Source organism: Sulfitobacter sp. NFXS29, assembly GCF_040148765.1.
GTDB lineage: Bacteria > Pseudomonadota > Alphaproteobacteria > Rhodobacterales > Rhodobacteraceae > Sulfitobacter.
In genome coordinates this window covers 202,659-218,941 of the sequence record NZ_JAGDED010000006.1, presented here as the reverse complement: position 1 = coordinate 218,941, position 16,283 = coordinate 202,659, and the positions used below count along the sequence as shown (strand labels likewise).

Below are 16,283 nucleotides of genomic sequence, written 5' to 3'. Positions count from 1 at the left end.
ATGGGGATCGTTTCGGGCCTCGTGCTCTTTGCCGTCATCTGGTCGATGACATTCATGGTCGCCATGCCGATTCGGGTGCAAACCCAAGGGGACGCAGGCGAGGTCGTGCCCGGCACTCATGCGGGGGCGCCGGCGCAGCATCATCTGGGGCGCAAGGCGCTTTGGACCACGCTGGTGGCCGCAATCATTTGGGCGATCAGTGCCACGATCATCCTGTCGGGCTGGATCAGCGTGGCGGATATCGAAGGCTGGCTGCATCCGAATGCGGCACCAACGCATGGTACAGGTGGGTAAAGGTCGCCGCCCCTAGGATCGGGATCAGCAGGTTCAGCAGCGGCACCGACAGCGGCACCGCCATCAGCACCCCGGCCAGCCAGATCGTGCCCGCATGGCGGCGGCGCAGGCGTTTCGCCTCGTCCCGCCCATGTCGGCGCAGCGCGGCGAGGGTGAAATATTCGCGCCCCAGCAAGAACCCGTTCAGCCCCCAAAAGATGAACAGCGCCGCCGGGGCGAAGAGCAGGTATAGGATCAGCGCTAGCAGGTTTGCCCCCACAAGCACGCCCATGAAGTTAACCGTATCACGGATCGCATCGCCCATCCCGACGCGGTGGGCGGGCGGCAAATCTGGGTAGTGCACCTCTTCCACCGCATCGGCCACGTCATCTAGAAACATTGAGGTAATCGCCGAGGCGACGGGCACCATCAAAAAGACCGAGAGGACCATCAGCAGGATCAGCGCGCTCCAACTCAGCAGATCGTCGAGCCAGTTGACCTCGCCCAATACCGGCAGCCAAGCGTCTTCGGGCGTGACCCAATCCACCAGATAGGCAAAGCCCGCTGTCGCGGCGACCAGCAGCGCCAGCGACAGGCCAACGCCGAGCAGGACCACATTGCGAAAGCGCGCATCGCCCAATTGGCCAAGCGCGCGGGTAAAGGACCGCAGGATCGCGCTTACAGCCATGTCGTGATCTCGTCGATGTCAGGGCGCGGGCGCTCGGGCGGGGCGGCGGTTTCGGTGCCGATATGGATGATCCCCGCGATACGCTCATGCGGGGCGAGGGCAAAGCCTTCCTCCATGAAGCCCCGGTCATGAGAAGGCCAACCGCTGAGCCAATTCGCGCCCCAACCGGCGGCGAGAGCGGCATTGAGCAGCGCAAGGCAGACGGCCCCAGCGGAATAGGTCTGCTCTAAGGGTGGGATCTTGGGCGAGGGTTTTTGCACTTCAATCACCGCCACGGCGAGGTTGCCTTGATCGAACTGGCCACGTCCCTTGGCGGTATCCTCTGGCGTGAGGCCAAGGGCCGCGCCGCGTTTCTCAGCCACTTCGGCCAATCGCGCCATCGCCGCGCGGTCAATGACCACGAAGCGCCAAGGCTCCAGCTTGCCATGATCCGGCGTGCGGGCGGCGGCGGTCAGAAGCGGGCGCAGAGCCTCGGCATCGGGCACCGGCAGTCCGAGGGTCTTGGCCGGGCGCGAGCGGCGGTTTTGCAAAAAGGCGAGGGCGGAAGGGTCAGCTACGGGCATTGCGGTCTCTTACAGGTCCAGTTGCTGCGCCATATCGTCAATCGACTGGCGCAGGAAGGCATCAAAGGCGGGCGAGGGTTGGCGGGCATGCAGGGACCGCGCCATCGGGTCCGGCGCGTCGATCCTGCTGCCCGCAAGCGCGGCGATCGTGGCATGGCCGCAGAAGGGGACATAGGCCTCGGAATAGCCGCCCTCATGCACCAGCACGAGCTTGCCGTTGCAGAGCTTGTCGGCGGTGTTGCGGATGCGCTTGGTCATTTCGGCAAAGGTGGCTGCGGTGGCCTGCATTCGCGCCAGTGGGTCGACGATCGCCGCATCATAACCGCAGGCGACGATAATCATGTCGGGGGCGAAAGCCTCAATCGCCGGGATCACCACGCGGTCCATCGCGTGGAGGTAGGCAGTATGGCCCGAGCCCGCGTGCATCGGCAGGTTGATGTTATAGCCTTCGCCAGCACCCCGTCCGCGATCTGCCAGCGCGCCCGTGTCGATGGGGTAATTCCCCTCTTGGTGCAGAGAGATCGTCAGCACGTCATCGCGGTCATAATAGATCGCCTCTGTCCCATTGCCGTGGTGCACGTCCCAATCCAGCACGACGACCCGTTTGGCCAGTCCCTTGGCCTGCACCGCCTCAATGGCGATAGCGATATTGGCCAGCAGGCAGAACCCATTGGGCAGATCGGGCAGGCAGTGATGCCCTGGCGGGCGGCTGAGCGCATAGGCATTGTCGAGATCGCCGCGTGCCACGGCGTCGACCGCGGCGATGGCCAGCCCGGCAGACAGCGCGGCCAGCTCATAGCCGCCGCGGGCAAAGGGGACCGCATGGCCCAAGTCTCCGCCGCCTGCATCAGAGAGACGCTTGAATTCATCAAGGTAGCTTTCGGGATGCACCCGTGCCAGCGCTTCGCGGCTGGCCGGGGCGGCGCTGCGGGTGTCGAGTTCGGCGAATAGCCCCGTCACCTCCATGAGGTTCTTCATGCGGCGCTTGGTTTCGGGGTTTTCCGGCAGGCCGCCCGCCGCGAGGGGCTGCACCAGCCCGCCGACCGGCATGGTAAAGGCGTAGTTCCCGCCTGCGTGCCAGAAACAGCGTTCGTCCCAGAAAAAACCTGTGGTCATCGTGTGATCCCCTTCATCCCTGCGGGGAAGGTGGCGCAGGGCCGCGGGTTTGTCCATGGCGGGAAGGGTCCACACGGGCGGTGGTGTGCGGGGTGGGGGCGGGATTCGGTATTTGGAAAAGGATGAAGGGGGAAGGGGGGCTCTTTGAGCAGCGTGGCGGTCAGTTTGCCTCGGCCAGTAGGGCGGCGACATCGAGGGGGGAGTTGACCATTTTGAGGTCGCCTTGCGCATCGCGTGGCCATTCGGTTTGGGGCCGGTCCCGGTACAACTCGACACCGTTGTTGTCGGGATCGCGCAGGTAGACCGCTTCGCTGACGCCGTGATCGGCGGCGCCGTCCAATGTGATGCCAGCCTCAAGCACCCGGCGCAGGGCGCGCGCGAGCTGCTGTCGGTCGGGGTAGAGAAAGGCGCTGTGGTAAAGGCCGGTATGGCCCGGCGGCGGCGGCGTGGCGCCCGCGCTTTCCCATGTGTTCAGCCCGATGTGGTGATGATAGCCGCCCGCGCCCAGAAAAGCGGCCTGATCGCCGTAGCGTTGGGTCACGGCAAAGCCCAGCAAGTCGCCGTAAAAATGAATGGCGCGGTCAAGGTCGGCGACCTTGAGGTGTACATGGCCAACGGTTGCGTGGTTCATCGCTAGGTCCTTTCGCTTTCCGATCAAGATGGCAGCGAGAGGGGGCAGGCGCAATTGCGCAGGAGAGCAGGGGGGCTGTGCGGCATTGCGCGCAGCCCCGCTCTGTCAGCCGACCATGCCGACGATCTCATAGGTGCGTTTGAGGATCGGCGCGGTGATCTCGCGGGCCTGTTCCGCGCCGCGGGCGAGGATGCGGTCGATCTCAGTCTCATCGGCCATCAGGCGCTGCATTTCGGTGGTGATCGGGCCCATTTTGGATACAGCCAGTTCCGCCAGCGCGGGTTTGAAGGTGCCGAACTGCTGGCCGCCGACTTCGGCCAAGACTTGATCGATGGTCTGGTCGCTGAGGGCGGCGTAGATGTTCACGAGGTTGCGCGCTTCGGGGCGGTCCTTCAGGCCCTCGGCCTCGGACGGCAGAGCGTCGGGGTCGGTTTTCGCCTTGCGGAACTTCTTGGCGATCGTGTCGGCATCGTCGGTGAGGTTGATGCGGCTGGCGGGCGAAGGATCGGACTTCGACATTTTCTTGGACCCGTCGCGCAGGGACATGACGCGGGTGGCCGCGCCTTCGATCACTGGTTCGGTGAGGGGGAAGAAATCGACGCCATAGTCGTGGTTAAACTTGGCCGCGATGTCGCGGGTCAATTCAAGGTGCTGTTTCTGGTCCTCGCCCACCGGCACATGGGTGGCGTGGTAGATCAGGATGTCGGCGGCCATCAGCGCGGGGTAGGCGAAAAGGCCCAGCGAGGCGGCCTCGGCATTCTTACCGGCCTTGTCCTTCCACTGGGTCATGCGGCCCATCCAACCCATGCGCGCGACGCAGTTGAAGACCCAAGCCAGTTGCGCGTGTTCGGGCACTTGGCTTTGGTTGATCAGGATGGACTTTTCCGGGTCGATGCCTGAAGCGATGAAGCCGGCGCAAAGTTCGCGGGTGCTGCGTTTGAGGTCTTCGGGCTTTTGCGGGACCGTGATCGCGTGCAGGTCGACCATGCAATAGATCGACTGCACGCCCTTTTCCTGTGCATCGGCGAAGCGTTTCAGCGCGCCGAGATAGTTGCCCAGATGCAGGTCGCCCGAGGGCTGAATGCCGGAAAACACGCGCGGGGTGAATTGGGTCTCGGACATCGGGCGGCACCTCTGGGCTGGAAAGTCTTGCGCGGCAGGCTTACTTCTGGCCGCGAACCCCGTCAAGGAGCGCCCATGCAAGACCCTGATATCCAGCCCCCCGTGAACCCGCTGCCGCCAGTGGTTGTCGTGTTGTTTTTAGCCATTACTGGCGTTGAGGGGGTGTTGTCCTTGGCAGAGGCTGGGCTGGTCGGTGGCCCCGCTGCCGTAGGCTGGCGGCTGGCGCTGATGCGCGACTTTGGCTTTTCGGGGCTGATCTTTGACGCGATGATCGGGGCGGGCCAGTACCCGATTGAGCATATCTGGCGGGTGGTGACCTATCCGTTCATCCATCTGGGCTTTACCCATGCGATCTTTGCCGTCGTGCTGCTGTTGGCGCTGGGCAAGTTGGTGGCCGAGGCGATGGGGCAGATGGCCTTTCTGGTGATCTTTGTGCTGTCGGGGATCGGCGGGGCGCTGGTTTATGGGGCGCTGTTGAACGATCCGGTCTGGCTCGCCGGGGCCTATCCCAATGTCTACGGGCTGATCGGCGGCTATAGTTTTGTGATGTGGCGGCGGCTGCTGGGCTCAGGCGGGCCGCAGTATCAGGCGTTCACGCTGATCGCGCTGCTGATGGGGCTTCAGCTGTTTTGGGGCATCTTTTTTGAGACCGGCTTTTTGTGGGTCGCCGAGTTGGCCGGGTTCTTTTGTGGTTTTGGCCTGAGCTTTTTGGTCGCGCCCGGTGAATGGGCGCGACTGAGAGCACGGTTGCAGCAACGTTAACCGCGCCGCATCGCGGATTTGAACTCGGACAATCGGAAGGCGCCGATCAATTGGCCGATGCCGAAGTAGCTGACCGCGCCGATGACGATGAGCAGCACCAGCGCCAGCCCGCGCCACCATGGCAGGCCCAGCATCGGTTGCAGGGCGGCGTTGCCCAACCAGAGCGCCATGCCCATCGCGGCAGAGGCGATGAGGATGCGCCAGATGCGCTTGTGGAACCGTGCGTCGAACTTGGCCGCAGCGCCGAAACGCCGCGCGCCAATGGCCAGACAAGCAAACATCGTCCAGCCTGCCAGCGTCGTGGCGACCGCCGGGGCGATCCAGCCGATAAAGGGCGCAAGGCCCACCGCGAGGGCTGCGTTCACCACCATGGCGACCACGGCGAAGTGGAAGGGGCGGCGGGTGTCTTCGCGGGCGAAATAGACCGGTTGCAGGATTTTTTGCAGCACGAAGGACGGCAGGCCGAGGCCGTAAATCATCACCGCCGTTGCAATCGCCGCGGTGTCATCGACGCCCGAGGCACCGCGTTCGAACAGCACCGTGACCAGTGCGAAGGGCACCACCATCAGCGCCACTGCCGAGGGGATCGTCAGGGCGAGTGAGATTTCGGCGGCGCGGCTTAGCGCAGTTTGCGCGCCGTCGTCGTCTCCGGCGCGCAGGCGGCGCGAGAGGTCGGGCAGCAGCACGATGCCCACAGCGATACCCACCACGCCTAAGGGCAGTTGATAAAGGCGGTCGGCGGCGAAAAGCCATGAGACGGCCTTGTCATATTGGCTGGCGACCAACTGTCCCACCACAAGGTTGATCTGCATCACGCCCGAGGCCAGCGCGGCGGGCAGGGCGATGACGATCATCGCGCGCATGTCAGGGGTCCAGCGGGGCCGCGAGGGGCGCAGGGGGAAGCCCGCTTGGGCCGCGGCGCGCCATGTAAGGGCAAGCTGCGCCACGCCAGCCACCGGGATTGACCAGATCAGCCAAAGCGCCACCTCGCCCCCGGTGAGCGCGGCAAAGGTCATGGCGGCGATGACGAAGATGTTCAGCAACACCGGCGCGGCGGCGGCCACGGCAAAGCGTCCGGTGGCGTTGAGGATGCCGGAAAACAGCGCCGAGAGTGACATGCACAGGATATAGGGAAAGGCGATGCGGCCAAAGGCGACCGTCATGTCGAACCGGGGGTCGCCGACAAAGCCTTCGGCGGTCAGCCAGACCAACCCGGGCATAAAGATCATGCCCAAGGCGGTCAGCGCGAGCACCACCAGCGCCAATCCGTTGAAGGCATCGCGGGCGAATTTGCCAGCGCCTTCCTCGCCCTCCAGCTTTTTGGCAAACATCGGCACGAAGGCGGCGTTGAACGCGCCCTCGGCAAAGAAACGGCGGAACATATTGGGCAGGCGGAAGGCGGCGACGAAGGCGTCCATCACCGGACCGGGGCCGATAAGCGACAGCAACAACACCTCACGCGCGAAACCGAGCACACGGCTGAGCAGGGTCCAGACACCGACAGTGAAAAAGCCGGACATTAGACGGATAGGTTTCATCAAAAGGTGCCTTAAATTGCGCTGAGGTGATCCCTAGCGCGGGCGCTTACCCGGTGCAATCGCGGTGAGCGGTGCCGAAAGGCTGGCCCCTCGGCTTTGGCAAGGTGGCGCTTATCCCCCGGTGGGGTAGATGAACCCATTGATCGGATAGGTGCTGCCAAAGGCGCCGGGCTGGCTTTCGACCTGCACGGCAGACCAGTCGTTGGCCTTGGATACATCGATCACCGCCATCTTGAGCGAGACTTGATTGCGTTTCCAATTGGCGTGATCCACCCGAATTTCGCGCGGTGAGACAACATCGGAAACCACAGCGATATGCCCCATGGGCATGGACCCGGTCGCGCTGAAGGCCATAACGGCACCGACCACAGGCTCATTGCCGCGCGGATAAAGCCCTTTGGCCTTGCCCCACCATGTCTCTGCATTGCCGCGAATCTGGATGCCGCTGACATTGCGGGCAAAGGGCACGCACCAAACGCGCTGGCCCTTGGCGCGCATGTCTTGGGCAGTCTGCACGGCCATGAAATGGCGCTGCGGATCTATTCCAGAGAAATCATAGGACTGCGGGATGTCAGGCGCTTTGGCGCAGGCTGCCGTCAAAAGAAGTGTGGCGCAAAGGGCCATCAGGCCCCGGTTCGGCAGTGCTGCGCGTGTGACGCTCATATGTCCCTCATTCATGGAATCCCGCGCTTCTGCCGGGTTGAAAGGGATTTTGAGGATCCGATGTCAAAAGCAAAGCGCGGAAATGCCGGGTGGCGGGATTTTGCCGGTCAAAGCGTGCCGAAGGAACCCTAGCCCTCGGCTCGCTCAACCCCTGCCGTAATCGCTTCGCGCAGGCGCTTTTCCAAGGTGCGCTGCTTGGCCTCGGTGTAATATTTCAGGCCGAACATGTCTTTGACGTAGAAGGTATCGACCACCTGCTCGCCGAAGGTCGCGATCACGGCGTTGGCAATATAGACGTTTGAGCCGGCCAAGGTGCGGGTCAGATCATAAAGAAGGCCGGGTCGGTCGCGGGTGTCGACCTCGATGATCGTATAGATTTCCGAGCCTTCGTTGTCGAAAGTGATATGGGTCGGCACCTTGAAAGCGCGTTCGCGTTTCTTGACCTTATCGCGCGATTTCAGCGCATCGCGGGCGACGATCTCACCGCGCAGGGTCTTTTCGATCGTGTCGCGCAGGCGCGGCAAACGCGAAGCCTCATAAGCGTTGCCTTCGCTGTCCTGAATCCAGAAGGCATCGGTCACGAAACCGTCTTTGGTGGTATAGCTGCGCGCGTCGACGACATTGGCTCCGACCAGTGCAAGCGCCCCCGCAAGCCGGGCAAAGATGCCCGGATGATCGGCCATGACAAAGCTGGCACGGGTGGCGCCGCGATCCTCGTCGGGGTGCAGGTCGATGCGGATATCATCGTTGCCGATATCGCGCAGCAGTTCCGCAAAAGCGACATGGGCAGTGACATGCAGACCCTGCCAATAGGGCGGGTAGTGGCGGGCCGTCTCGCGTTGCAAGAGTTTGCGCGGCCAATCGGAGAGCGCGGCGCGCAGGGCCTTTTTGGCCTCAGCGCCACGGTTCTCGCGGTTGAGGTCTTCGAGCCCGGTTTCCAGCGCCCGTTCGGTCTGGCGATAGAGGGCCCGGATCAGCACCGCTTTCCAATTATTCCAGGTGTTCGGCCCCACGCCGCGAATGTCGCAGACCGTCAGCACACAAAGCAGGTCGAGCCGTTTGACCGTCTGCACCGCCTTGGCAAAATCACGCACCGTGCGCGGATCGGCGATATCGCGTTTTTGGGCCATGTCAGACATCAGCAGGTGATAGCGCACCAGCCATTCGACGGTATCGACCTCATCGCGTTTCAGCCCCAGCCGCGGGCCGATGCGCCGGGCGAGTTTCGCCCCGATGATTGAGTGATCCTCGGGCCGTCCTTTGCCGATGTCATGCAGCAGCAGTGCCACATAAAGCACCTTGCGATTGACCCCGCGCTTTAGGATCGAAGAGGCAACGGGCAGTTCTTCTTCCAACTCGCCTTTTTCGATCCGGGCGAGGTTGGCAATGCACTGGATGGTGTGTTCGTCCACCGTGTAGGAGTGGTACATGTTGAACTGCATCATCGCGACGATCGGCTCGAACTCGGGGATGAAGGCGCCCAAGACGCCCAATTCGTTCATCCGCCGCAGGGAGCGTTCGGGATTGCCGTGTTTCAACAGCAGATCAAGAAAGATGCGCCGCGCCTCGGGTGTGCGGCGCATGTCATCGTCGATCAGCGCGAGGTTGGCTTTGATCAGCCTCATCGCGTCAGGATGGATCAGCATGCCGGTGCGCAGGGCCTCTTCGAAGATGCGCAACAGGTTCAGCTTGTCTTGTAGAAACTCTTGGTCGTCCTTCACCGCGATGCGGTTGTGGACCACCTGAAACCCTTCGCGCATTTTCGGGCGGCGGCGAAAGATGCGCTCCAGCAGCGGCTCGGCCTTCATGTGTGATGCTTCAAGCCCGCTCACAAAGATACGGGTCAGATCCCCCACTGCCGTTGCGTGGCGGAAATAGGCCTGCATGAAGATCTCGACGCCCCGCCGGCCCCCGATATCCTGATAGCCCATCGCTTGGGCAACCTGCACCTGCATGTCAAAGGTCAACTGTTCCGTCGCGCGACCTGCAATCAGGTGAAGATGCCCGCGCACGGCCCAGAGAAAGGCCTCGGCCTCGCGGAAGGTGTCGTATTCATCGGCGCGAAAGACACCGAGATCGACCAGATCGGCGACCCGGTCCACGTCATGGATGAACTTGGCAATCCAAAAGAGTGAATGCAGATCGCGCAGCCCGCCTTTGCCTTCCTTGACGTTGGGCTCGACCATATAGCGCTCACCCTGTTTCAGGTGGCGGTTGTCGCGCTCCTCCAGCTTGGCTTCGATGAAATCCTTCCCGGCGCCCGAAAAGAGGTCGTTCTTAAGCCGTTCGGAAAGCTCTTGGGCAAGTGTGAGGTCGCCATCGATGAACCGGTTTTCCAGCAGAGCGGTCTGAATGGTGTAGTCATCGGCCCCAAGCCGTAGGCAGTCTTCGATGGTGCGGGTGGCGTGACCTACCTTCAGCTTCAAATCCCACAGGATGTAGAGCATCGATTCAATCACGCTCTCCGACCAAGCGGTGGCCTTGTAGGGGATGAGGAAAAGCAGATCGACATCGGAAAAGGGCGCCATCTCTCCCCGGCCATAGCCACCCACGCCGATCATGGCGAGCCGTTCACCCTCGGTCGGGTTCGGATTGGGGTGCAGAACCTGCGTGGCAATCTGCAAGACGCAGCGCAGCAGTTGGTCGGTGAGATAGGTGTAGGAAGAGGTCATCGCCCGCGCATCAAAGGGCGATTCCGCAAAACCCGCGGCGATTGCCTTGCGGCCCGCCCGCTGGGCTTCTTGGATAAGGGGGACGATCTCGGCCCGCAGCGCGGCACCTTCCAACGTGCTGTCGCGTTGCGAAAGGGCCTGCCAGACGGCTGTATCGTCAAAGATTTGTTCGGGCGCGCAAATCAGGCGCGGGTGTCGACGCGCGCCTGATGTTGTTGTCGGTTTCGCGAGGTCCAATTCAGAAACCAGCCCCGCCAAAGCCGCGCGGCGCTGGGTCTAGCACGACAACCCGGTTGTTGCGGATCGTGGCCACGGCCAGCGCACGTTCATTGGTGCCATCGCGGCGCAGACGGAAGATGCCGCTGGCCCCTTGGAAACCCGCCCCTTGGGTGAGGGCCGCACCGGAAAGCGCGTTGGACTTACCGCCCTTCACCAAAGACCCGATCGCCGCGATCCCGTCAAAGGCCAGCCCGGCCAAAGGATGGGGGTCGCTGCCATAGGCCGCTTTGTAGCGGTTGGAGAAGGCACCGCTTGCCGCTGTGTCGGGCAGGGCAAACCAGCCGCCCTGCACGCCGGGCAGGGCCAGCGTTTGCTGCGGGATGTCCCAACGGGTCAGGCCGACGTATTGTGTGGTCGCCGATTGGATCCCAGCTTCGGGCAGCAGCTCTGCGAAAAGCGGCAGGGCACTGGCCGAAGACGTGGTGAGGAACAGCGCATTTGCGCTACTGCCTTCGATCGTCGCCTTGACCCGCGGCACGGCGGCCACGACCGACTCTTGGCTCAGCGCGTAATCCACGGTGCCCGCCAGCGTCGCGCCATTGGCGCTGATCGCCTGAACGATCGCATCGCGGCCCAGTTGACCGGCAAGGTCCTGGCCATGCAGCACGACCATTTTGTCTTTGCCATTGCGCTTGGCAAAGCTCACCAAACGGTTGGCGGTATTGGCAAAGGTCGGCCCAAGCACGAAGACATTGCCGCCCGCGATGGTCGGGTTGTTCGAGAAAGAGATCACATTGACCCCGGAAGAGGCCACCGCCACGCCGGCCGCATTGGCCGCCTCGCCGTAAACCGGCCCGAGGATGATCTTGGCCCCTTCATTCACCGCCTGAGAGGCAGCGGCAGCGGCTTTGCTGGCATTGCCCGCGGTGCCATAGACGCGCAGGTCAATCTCAACGCCGCCAAGGTCACGCATTGCAAGACGCGCGGCGTTCTCAAGGTTTTTGGCCAGCAACTCATCGCTGGCAGAACCGCCGCGCGGCACCAAAAGCGCGACAGGAACGGGGGCAGAGGGGTCAATGCGCGGGCCGCCGGAATTGGCGCCGCCGATGGCGACGGGCTGACAGGCCGCCAGCAGGACCGCGAATAGAGGCAATAAGAGCAGGTGCATCTTCTTGCGGAAGGCTCGGAAACAGGCAATCATTTGTATTCACTCCCCGGTGGTGGCAAGACGACGACGGTCGCCGGAACATGGCCGCGATCATAGTCACTGCGAAAGGCGGGTCCAGCGTTGAAATTCCTCAAGACAGAGCTAGCCCCGGGACTTTATTTCGTGGGCGTCCCGATCGGCACTGCACGCGATATCACGCTGCGCGCGCTGGACACGCTCGCCGCGGCGGATCTGCTGGCGGCAGAAGACACGCGCAGCCTGCGCAGGCTTATGGAAATCCACGGGGTGCCGCTCAATGGACGCAAGGTGATCGCCCTGCACGACCACAGCGGCACATCCGTGCAAGAGCGGCTTATCGGGGCGGTCCGTGAGGGCAAATCTGTCGCCTACGCGTCAGAGGCAGGCATGCCCCTGATCGCCGATCCGGGCTTCGAGCTTAGCCGTGCTGCCGCCGAGGCGGGGGTGATGCAGACCTGCGCACCGGGGCCCTCGGCGGTGCTGACCGCGCTGGCGCTGGGCGGCCTGCCGACGGATGCGTTTTTCTTCGCAGGCTTCCTGCCCAATAGTAAATCCGCACGGATCGCGGCGCTGGAAAAGCTGCGCGACGTGCCGGGAACCTTGGTATTTTACGAATCACCCAAACGGCTTGGGGCCATGCTGCGCGATGCGGCAACCGCGCTGGGCGCGGGGCGCAAAGCAGCCATGTGCCGCGAGTTGACCAAGAAGTTCGAGGAGATTCAACGCGATACGCTTGAAAGCCTTGCAGAGACCTATCAGGCCCAAACGCCAAAAGGCGAAGTGGTCGTTCTTATTGATCGAAGCCGTTCAGAGTCTGTTAATCACCTTGACCTAGAAACAGATTTGCAACGGGCGCTTAAAGAGATGTCGATGCGTGACGCTGTCGATTTGGTGGCGCAGGCCCATGGCCTGCCACGGCGGCAAGTCTATCAGGCGGCATTGGCGCTTGGCAAAGGTTAGGACAACGGTCGGAGTAACGAACATGGCGCAGGGTGACACAGGAATGATGCGAACTACGGCCAAACGCCAGCGGGGCCGCATGGCCTATCATGCCGGGATCGCAGCCGAAAATAGGATCGCGCAAGACTACGAAAGACGCGGCTTTGCCATCGCGCGCCGCCGCTGGCGTGGCCGCGCCGGAGAGATTGACCTGATCCTGCGCGATGGGGCTGCCCTGATCTTTGTCGAAGTAAAGCAAAGCCGAAGTTTCGCGCGTGCCGCTGAAAGCCTCTCTGCCCGACAGATCCAGCGCATTTACCGCTCTGCCGAAGAATTCCTTGCCGGTGAACCTGCTGGCAGCCTGACCGAAGTGCGCTTTGACGTGGCGCTTGTTAATGGGCAGGGAGCCACGGAAATCATTGAAAACGCTTTTGGCCACGGCTGACCCATTGCGTATAGGCCCCTGCTGCGCCATCTAAGAAGCGATCCCACAAGCCTGCACCGTCGGTCCGGGTCGGATCACGATAAAGGTTAGCAGCGGGGAGACGCCGATGAAAATTGCCTTTCAAATGGACCCGATCGGGGACGTGAACATCAACGCCGACAGCAGCTTTCGGCTGGCCGAAGAAGCGCAGGCGCGGGGGCATGAGCTGTTCTTTTACACACCCGATCATCTGGCGTACCAAGAGGGGCGGATCACCGCGCGGGGCTATGATTTTACCGTGCAGCGCGTGCAGGGCGACCATGCCCAGTTCGGAGAGGAGCGAGAGGTTGATCTGGCCGATTTCGACGTGGTCTGGCTGCGCCAAGACCCGCCTTTCGACATGCATTACATTACCTCGACACATTTGCTGGACCGGCTGAAAGACACCACATTGGTGGTCAACGATCCCTTCTGGGTGCGCAACTATCCCGAGAAACTTTTGGTTCTCGATTTTCCCGACCTGACGCCGCCCACCACGATTGCGCGGGATCTATCGACCATCAAAGCCTTCAAGGCGAAGCACGGCGATGTTATCTTGAAGCCGCTTTATGGCAATGGCGGCGCCGGGGTGTTCCGGCTGGACGCCAATGACCGCAACCTCACCTCATTACATGAACTGTTCACCGGTTTCTCGCGGGAACCGCTGATCGTTCAGAAATTCCTGCCCGCCGTGTCGAAAGGCGACAAGCGCGTCATCCTTGTGGATGGGGAACCCGTAGGCGCGATCAACCGTGTACCGGCAGAGGGCGAGACGCGGTCGAATATGCATGTCGGCGGGCGGCCGGAAAAGGTCGGGTTGACCGAGCGCGATCTGGAGATTTGCGCCGCCATTGGTCCATTGCTGAAAGAAAAGGGGCAAATCTTCGTCGGTATCGATGTCATCGGCGACTATTTGACCGAAATCAACGTGACCTCTCCCACCGGCATTCAGGAATTGGAACGGTTCGACGGTGAGAATATCGCCGGCAAGATTTGGGAGGCGATTGAGGCCCGCCGCGGGTGAGCCTGCGCCAGCATCTTTTGAACCGCTGCCTGCGTCTGACAGAGAAGCCTTTGTTGGCGCGCGCAAACCCTCAAATGCTGCGGGCCACGATGGAGATGCAGGCGCGGCTCTTTTTTAAAGGGCCGCGCGATGTCTCCGCCGAATGGCGGGGCTTGCCGGGGACGGGATCGGCGCTTTGGCTTACGCCGCAGGGCCCTTCGAATGGTCGCGTGATCCTCTACATCCATGGCGGCGGATTTGTCTTCGGCAGCCCGGAAACCCACCGTGCCATGGTCGCGCGTTTGGCGCTGCTGACGGGCGCGCAGGCGGTGCTGCCGCGCTATGCGCGGGTGCCGGAGGCAGCCTTTCCCAAACCTGCGGAAGACGTTCGCGTGGCTTGGGACGCGCTGTGTCAGACGGGCATCGCCGCGCGGGACATCGTGATTGGTGGCGACAGCGCGGGCGGTGCTTTGGTCTTTGACCTTTTGGCGGAGCTTTGCCGCGAAGGCGCGGCGCAGCCTGCGGGCGTCTTCGGGCTTTCCCCCTTGTTGGACGTGACCTTTTCCGGCGCGAGCTTCACGCAGAATGCCGAAAGTGACGTGTTGTTGCCCGCCGCCCGCGCGGCAGAGATGGCGCGGCTATATCTTCGGGGGCAGAGCGCAGAGAGCCCGCGGGCAAGTCCGATCCTCGCGGATTTCAAAGGAGCGCCGCCGGTCTGGCTTACCGTGAGTGACAGCGAAATTCTACGTGACGACAGCCGCCGCTTTGCGGCCCGTTTGCGCGACGCGCAGGTGCCGGTCACCTTTCAAGAGGTCCATGATCTGCCACATGTTTGGCCGCTGTTCCAGAACCACCTGCCAGAAGCGCGGGAGACCCTTGCGACCCTCGCCGCGTGGATCAACGCCTTGCCGCCGGGTCGGGCAGGCGAAAGCTGATGGCTTCGGCCATATGGGGGCGGCGCACCTCGGCCGCGCCCTCGAGATCGGCGATGGTGCGGGCCACGCGCATGACCCGGTGATATCCACGCGCGGAGAGGCAAAACCGTTCAGCCGCACGCAGCAGCAGGTCGCGCGCGTCCGCATCCGGGCTGCCAATGGTTTCGAGCAATTCCCCCGCCGCGTCGGCATTGGCCGATATGCCGTCATGCTGGGCGTAGCGGGTTGATTGGAGCGCCCGCGCGGCAGCGACCCTTGCCGCAACCTCGGCAGATGTGTCGCCGTTGGCGGGCAGGTTGAGGTCACTGTAGCTGACGGGCGGCACGTCGACACGCAGGTCGAAACGGTCCATTAGCGGGCCCGAAATGCGGCCTAGGTAGTCTTCGCCGCAGGCCGGAACGCGGGCGCAGGCGCGGGCCGGATCGGGCAGATATCCGCATTTACACGGGTTTGCTGCGGCCACCAGCATGAAGCGGCAGGGGTATTTCACATGAGCGTTGGCGCGCGCGATCATGACCTCGCCAGTCTCGATCGGCTGGCGCAGGGTTTCGAGGACCGTGCGATTGAACTCTGGAAATTCATCCATGAACAGCACGCCATTATGCGCGAGGGATGCCTCACCCGGTCGCGCTTGGCGTCCGCCGCCGATGATCGCGGCCATCGAGGCCGTGTGATGCGGCTCGCGAAAGGGGCGGCTGCGGGAAATGCCCCCCTCATCCAGAAGCCCGGCGAGGGAGTGGATCATCGACGTCTCCAGCGCCTCGGTCGCGGTGAGAGGCGGCAGGATGCCCGGCAGCCGTGCGGCCAGCATGGATTTGCCCGAACCCGGCGTGCCGACCAACATCAAATGGTGCCGTCCGGCGGCGGCGATTTCCAACGCGCGTTTGGCGCGTTCCTGACCTTTGACGTCGCGCAGATCGCGGCCTGCTGCGGTCAATGGCACCTCCCCCGGTTCTGCGGGCGTGATCGGCACTTGGCCTGTGTAGTGGCGAACAACGTCGCCTAGATTGGCCGCAGCGATGACCTGTGTGTTGCCGACCCAAGCGGCCTCTGCGCCCGATCCTGCGGGGCATAGGAGGCTGCGGTCTTGGGTGGCGGCAGCCATCGCCGCGGGGAGGGCGCCGACGACCGGCATCAGCGTACCGTCGAGCGAAAGCTCTCCCAAGGCGACCACATTCTGGGTGATGTCCTCTGGCAGGATGTCGAGCGCTGACAGAAGTGCCAGTGCGATGGGCAGATCGAAGTGACTGCCCTCCTTGAGCAGGTCTGCTGGAGAGAGATTCACGGTGATGCGTTTTGACGGCAAGGCGATGGCCATGGCGCTGAGCGCGGTACGCACCCGGTCGCGCGCTTCTGACACGGCCTTGTCCGCCAGTCCAACGATGGAAAAGCCGGGCAAGCCCGCCGTGACCGCGCATTGCACCTCGACAATGCGCGCCTCAATCCCCTGAAATGCGACCGTATAGGCCCGCGATACCATTGCCCACTCTCCCGCCTTGCTATGGTTAAT

General features: G+C 62.9%; 16 protein-coding genes. 6 read left to right on the top strand and 10 right to left on the bottom strand.

The window, feature by feature from the left end; translation table 11 throughout:
• Nucleotides 1-294 carry a DUF1467 family protein gene (locus tag J3456_RS11835; RefSeq protein WP_349580424.1) on the top strand — a complete coding sequence of 98 codons (294 nt, stop codon included), beginning with the start codon at nucleotides 1-3 and terminating at the stop codon, nucleotides 292-294.
• Here the strand turns inward: J3456_RS11835 and J3456_RS11830 are convergent.
• The 5 genes from J3456_RS11830 to trpS form a co-directional block, all read right to left on the bottom strand.
• Nucleotides 227-961 carry an EI24 domain-containing protein gene (locus J3456_RS11830; RefSeq protein WP_349580423.1) on the bottom strand — a complete coding sequence of 245 codons (735 nt, stop codon included), beginning with the start codon at nucleotides 959-961 and terminating at the stop codon, nucleotides 227-229. The genes J3456_RS11835 and J3456_RS11830 overlap by 68 nt on opposite strands.
• Nucleotides 952-1,524 carry a nitroreductase family protein gene (locus J3456_RS11825; RefSeq protein WP_349580422.1) on the bottom strand — a complete coding sequence of 191 codons (573 nt, stop codon included), beginning with the start codon at nucleotides 1,522-1,524 and terminating at the stop codon, nucleotides 952-954. The genes J3456_RS11830 and J3456_RS11825 overlap by 10 nt, the downstream gene beginning before the upstream one ends.
• Nucleotides 1,525-1,533: 9 nt before the next feature.
• Entirely contained in the window at nucleotides 1,534-2,640 is a 1,107-nt protein-coding gene (locus J3456_RS11820) for a histone deacetylase-like amidohydrolase (protein ID WP_349580421.1), read from the bottom strand.
• 160 nt (nucleotides 2,641-2,800) lie between these two features.
• Entirely contained in the window at nucleotides 2,801-3,271 is a 471-nt protein-coding gene (locus J3456_RS11815; protein WP_349580420.1) for a VOC family protein, read from the bottom strand.
• Between the two features lie 105 nt (nucleotides 3,272-3,376).
• Entirely contained in the window at nucleotides 3,377-4,393 is a 1,017-nt protein-coding gene (trpS, locus tag J3456_RS11810; protein ID WP_349580419.1) for a tryptophan--tRNA ligase, read from the bottom strand.
• Between the two features lie 75 nt (nucleotides 4,394-4,468).
• Here trpS and J3456_RS11805 point away from each other — a divergent pair, with 75 nt between their 5' ends.
• Nucleotides 4,469-5,155 (top strand): rhomboid family intramembrane serine protease, encoded by a 687-nt coding sequence (locus J3456_RS11805; protein WP_349580418.1) that lies wholly within the window; start codon nucleotides 4,469-4,471, stop codon nucleotides 5,153-5,155.
• Here the strand turns inward: J3456_RS11805 and murJ are convergent.
• The 4 genes from murJ to J3456_RS11785 all read right to left on the bottom strand — a co-directional run bounded on the left by murJ (nucleotide 5,152) and on the right by J3456_RS11785 (nucleotide 11,448).
• Entirely contained in the window at nucleotides 5,152-6,693 is a 1,542-nt protein-coding gene (gene murJ / locus J3456_RS11800; protein ID WP_349580417.1) for a murein biosynthesis integral membrane protein MurJ, read from the bottom strand. The two genes, J3456_RS11805 and murJ, sit on opposite strands and share 4 nt — an antisense overlap.
• Before the next feature lie 111 nt (nucleotides 6,694-6,804).
• Complete coding sequence (locus tag J3456_RS11795) at nucleotides 6,805-7,356, bottom strand: CHAP domain-containing protein (RefSeq protein ID WP_259947436.1); 552 nt, start codon at nucleotides 7,354-7,356, stop codon at nucleotides 6,805-6,807.
• Between the two features lie 128 nt (nucleotides 7,357-7,484).
• Nucleotides 7,485-10,265: a [protein-PII] uridylyltransferase gene (locus J3456_RS11790; RefSeq protein WP_349580416.1), complete on the bottom strand. Its 2,781-nt coding sequence runs from the start codon at nucleotides 10,263-10,265 to the stop codon at nucleotides 7,485-7,487.
• Nucleotide 10,266: 1 nt separating this feature from the next.
• Entirely contained in the window at nucleotides 10,267-11,448 is a 1,182-nt protein-coding gene (locus J3456_RS11785; RefSeq protein ID WP_349580415.1) for a penicillin-binding protein activator, read from the bottom strand.
• A gap of 87 nt (nucleotides 11,449-11,535) precedes the next feature.
• Here J3456_RS11785 and rsmI point away from each other — a divergent pair, with 87 nt between their 5' ends.
• The 4 genes from rsmI to J3456_RS11765 all read left to right on the top strand — a co-directional run bounded on the left by rsmI (nucleotide 11,536) and on the right by J3456_RS11765 (nucleotide 14,773).
• Complete coding sequence (gene rsmI / locus J3456_RS11780) at nucleotides 11,536-12,393, top strand: 16S rRNA (cytidine(1402)-2'-O)-methyltransferase (RefSeq protein WP_349580414.1); 858 nt, start codon at nucleotides 11,536-11,538, stop codon at nucleotides 12,391-12,393.
• Between the two features lie 46 nt (nucleotides 12,394-12,439).
• Nucleotides 12,440-12,817 carry a YraN family protein gene (locus J3456_RS11775; protein ID WP_349580445.1) on the top strand — a complete coding sequence of 126 codons (378 nt, stop codon included), beginning with the start codon at nucleotides 12,440-12,442 and terminating at the stop codon, nucleotides 12,815-12,817.
• Nucleotides 12,818-12,923: 106 nt separating this feature from the next.
• Nucleotides 12,924-13,859, top strand: coding sequence for a glutathione synthase (gene gshB / locus J3456_RS11770; RefSeq protein WP_349580413.1), 936 nt, complete (start codon nucleotides 12,924-12,926; stop codon nucleotides 13,857-13,859).
• 53 nt (nucleotides 13,860-13,912) lie between these two features.
• Nucleotides 13,913-14,773: an alpha/beta hydrolase gene (locus tag J3456_RS11765; RefSeq protein ID WP_349580412.1), complete on the top strand. Its 861-nt coding sequence runs from the start codon at nucleotides 13,913-13,915 to the stop codon at nucleotides 14,771-14,773.
• Here J3456_RS11765 and J3456_RS11760 read toward each other — a convergent pair.
• Nucleotides 14,736-16,253 (bottom strand): YifB family Mg chelatase-like AAA ATPase, encoded by a 1,518-nt coding sequence (locus tag J3456_RS11760; RefSeq protein ID WP_349580411.1) that lies wholly within the window; start codon nucleotides 16,251-16,253, stop codon nucleotides 14,736-14,738. The genes J3456_RS11765 and J3456_RS11760 overlap by 38 nt on opposite strands.
• Between the last annotated feature and the right edge of the window lie 30 nt (nucleotides 16,254-16,283).

Coding starts and splice junctions, on each gene's coding strand:
- J3456_RS11835 (WP_349580424.1), top strand. CDS start 1: ATGGGGATCGTTTCGGGCCTCGTGCTCTTTGCCGTCATCTGGTCGATG.
- J3456_RS11830 (WP_349580423.1), bottom strand. CDS start 961: ATGGCTGTAAGCGCGATCCTGCGGTCCTTTACCCGCGCGCTTGGCCAA.
- J3456_RS11825 (WP_349580422.1), bottom strand. CDS start 1,524: ATGCCCGTAGCTGACCCTTCCGCCCTCGCCTTTTTGCAAAACCGCCGC.
- J3456_RS11820 (WP_349580421.1), bottom strand. CDS start 2,640: ATGACCACAGGTTTTTTCTGGGACGAACGCTGTTTCTGGCACGCAGGC.
- J3456_RS11815 (WP_349580420.1), bottom strand. CDS start 3,271: ATGAACCACGCAACCGTTGGCCATGTACACCTCAAGGTCGCCGACCTT.
- trpS (WP_349580419.1), bottom strand. CDS start 4,393: ATGTCCGAGACCCAATTCACCCCGCGCGTGTTTTCCGGCATTCAGCCC.
- J3456_RS11805 (WP_349580418.1), top strand. CDS start 4,469: ATGCAAGACCCTGATATCCAGCCCCCCGTGAACCCGCTGCCGCCAGTG.
- murJ (WP_349580417.1), bottom strand. CDS start 6,693: ATGAAACCTATCCGTCTAATGTCCGGCTTTTTCACTGTCGGTGTCTGG.
- J3456_RS11795 (WP_259947436.1), bottom strand. CDS start 7,356: ATGAGCGTCACACGCGCAGCACTGCCGAACCGGGGCCTGATGGCCCTT.
- J3456_RS11785 (WP_349580415.1), bottom strand. CDS start 11,448: ATGATTGCCTGTTTCCGAGCCTTCCGCAAGAAGATGCACCTGCTCTTA.
- J3456_RS11775 (WP_349580445.1), top strand. CDS start 12,440: ATGCGAACTACGGCCAAACGCCAGCGGGGCCGCATGGCCTATCATGCC.
- gshB (WP_349580413.1), top strand. CDS start 12,924: ATGAAAATTGCCTTTCAAATGGACCCGATCGGGGACGTGAACATCAAC.
- J3456_RS11760 (WP_349580411.1), bottom strand. CDS start 16,253: ATGGTATCGCGGGCCTATACGGTCGCATTTCAGGGGATTGAGGCGCGC.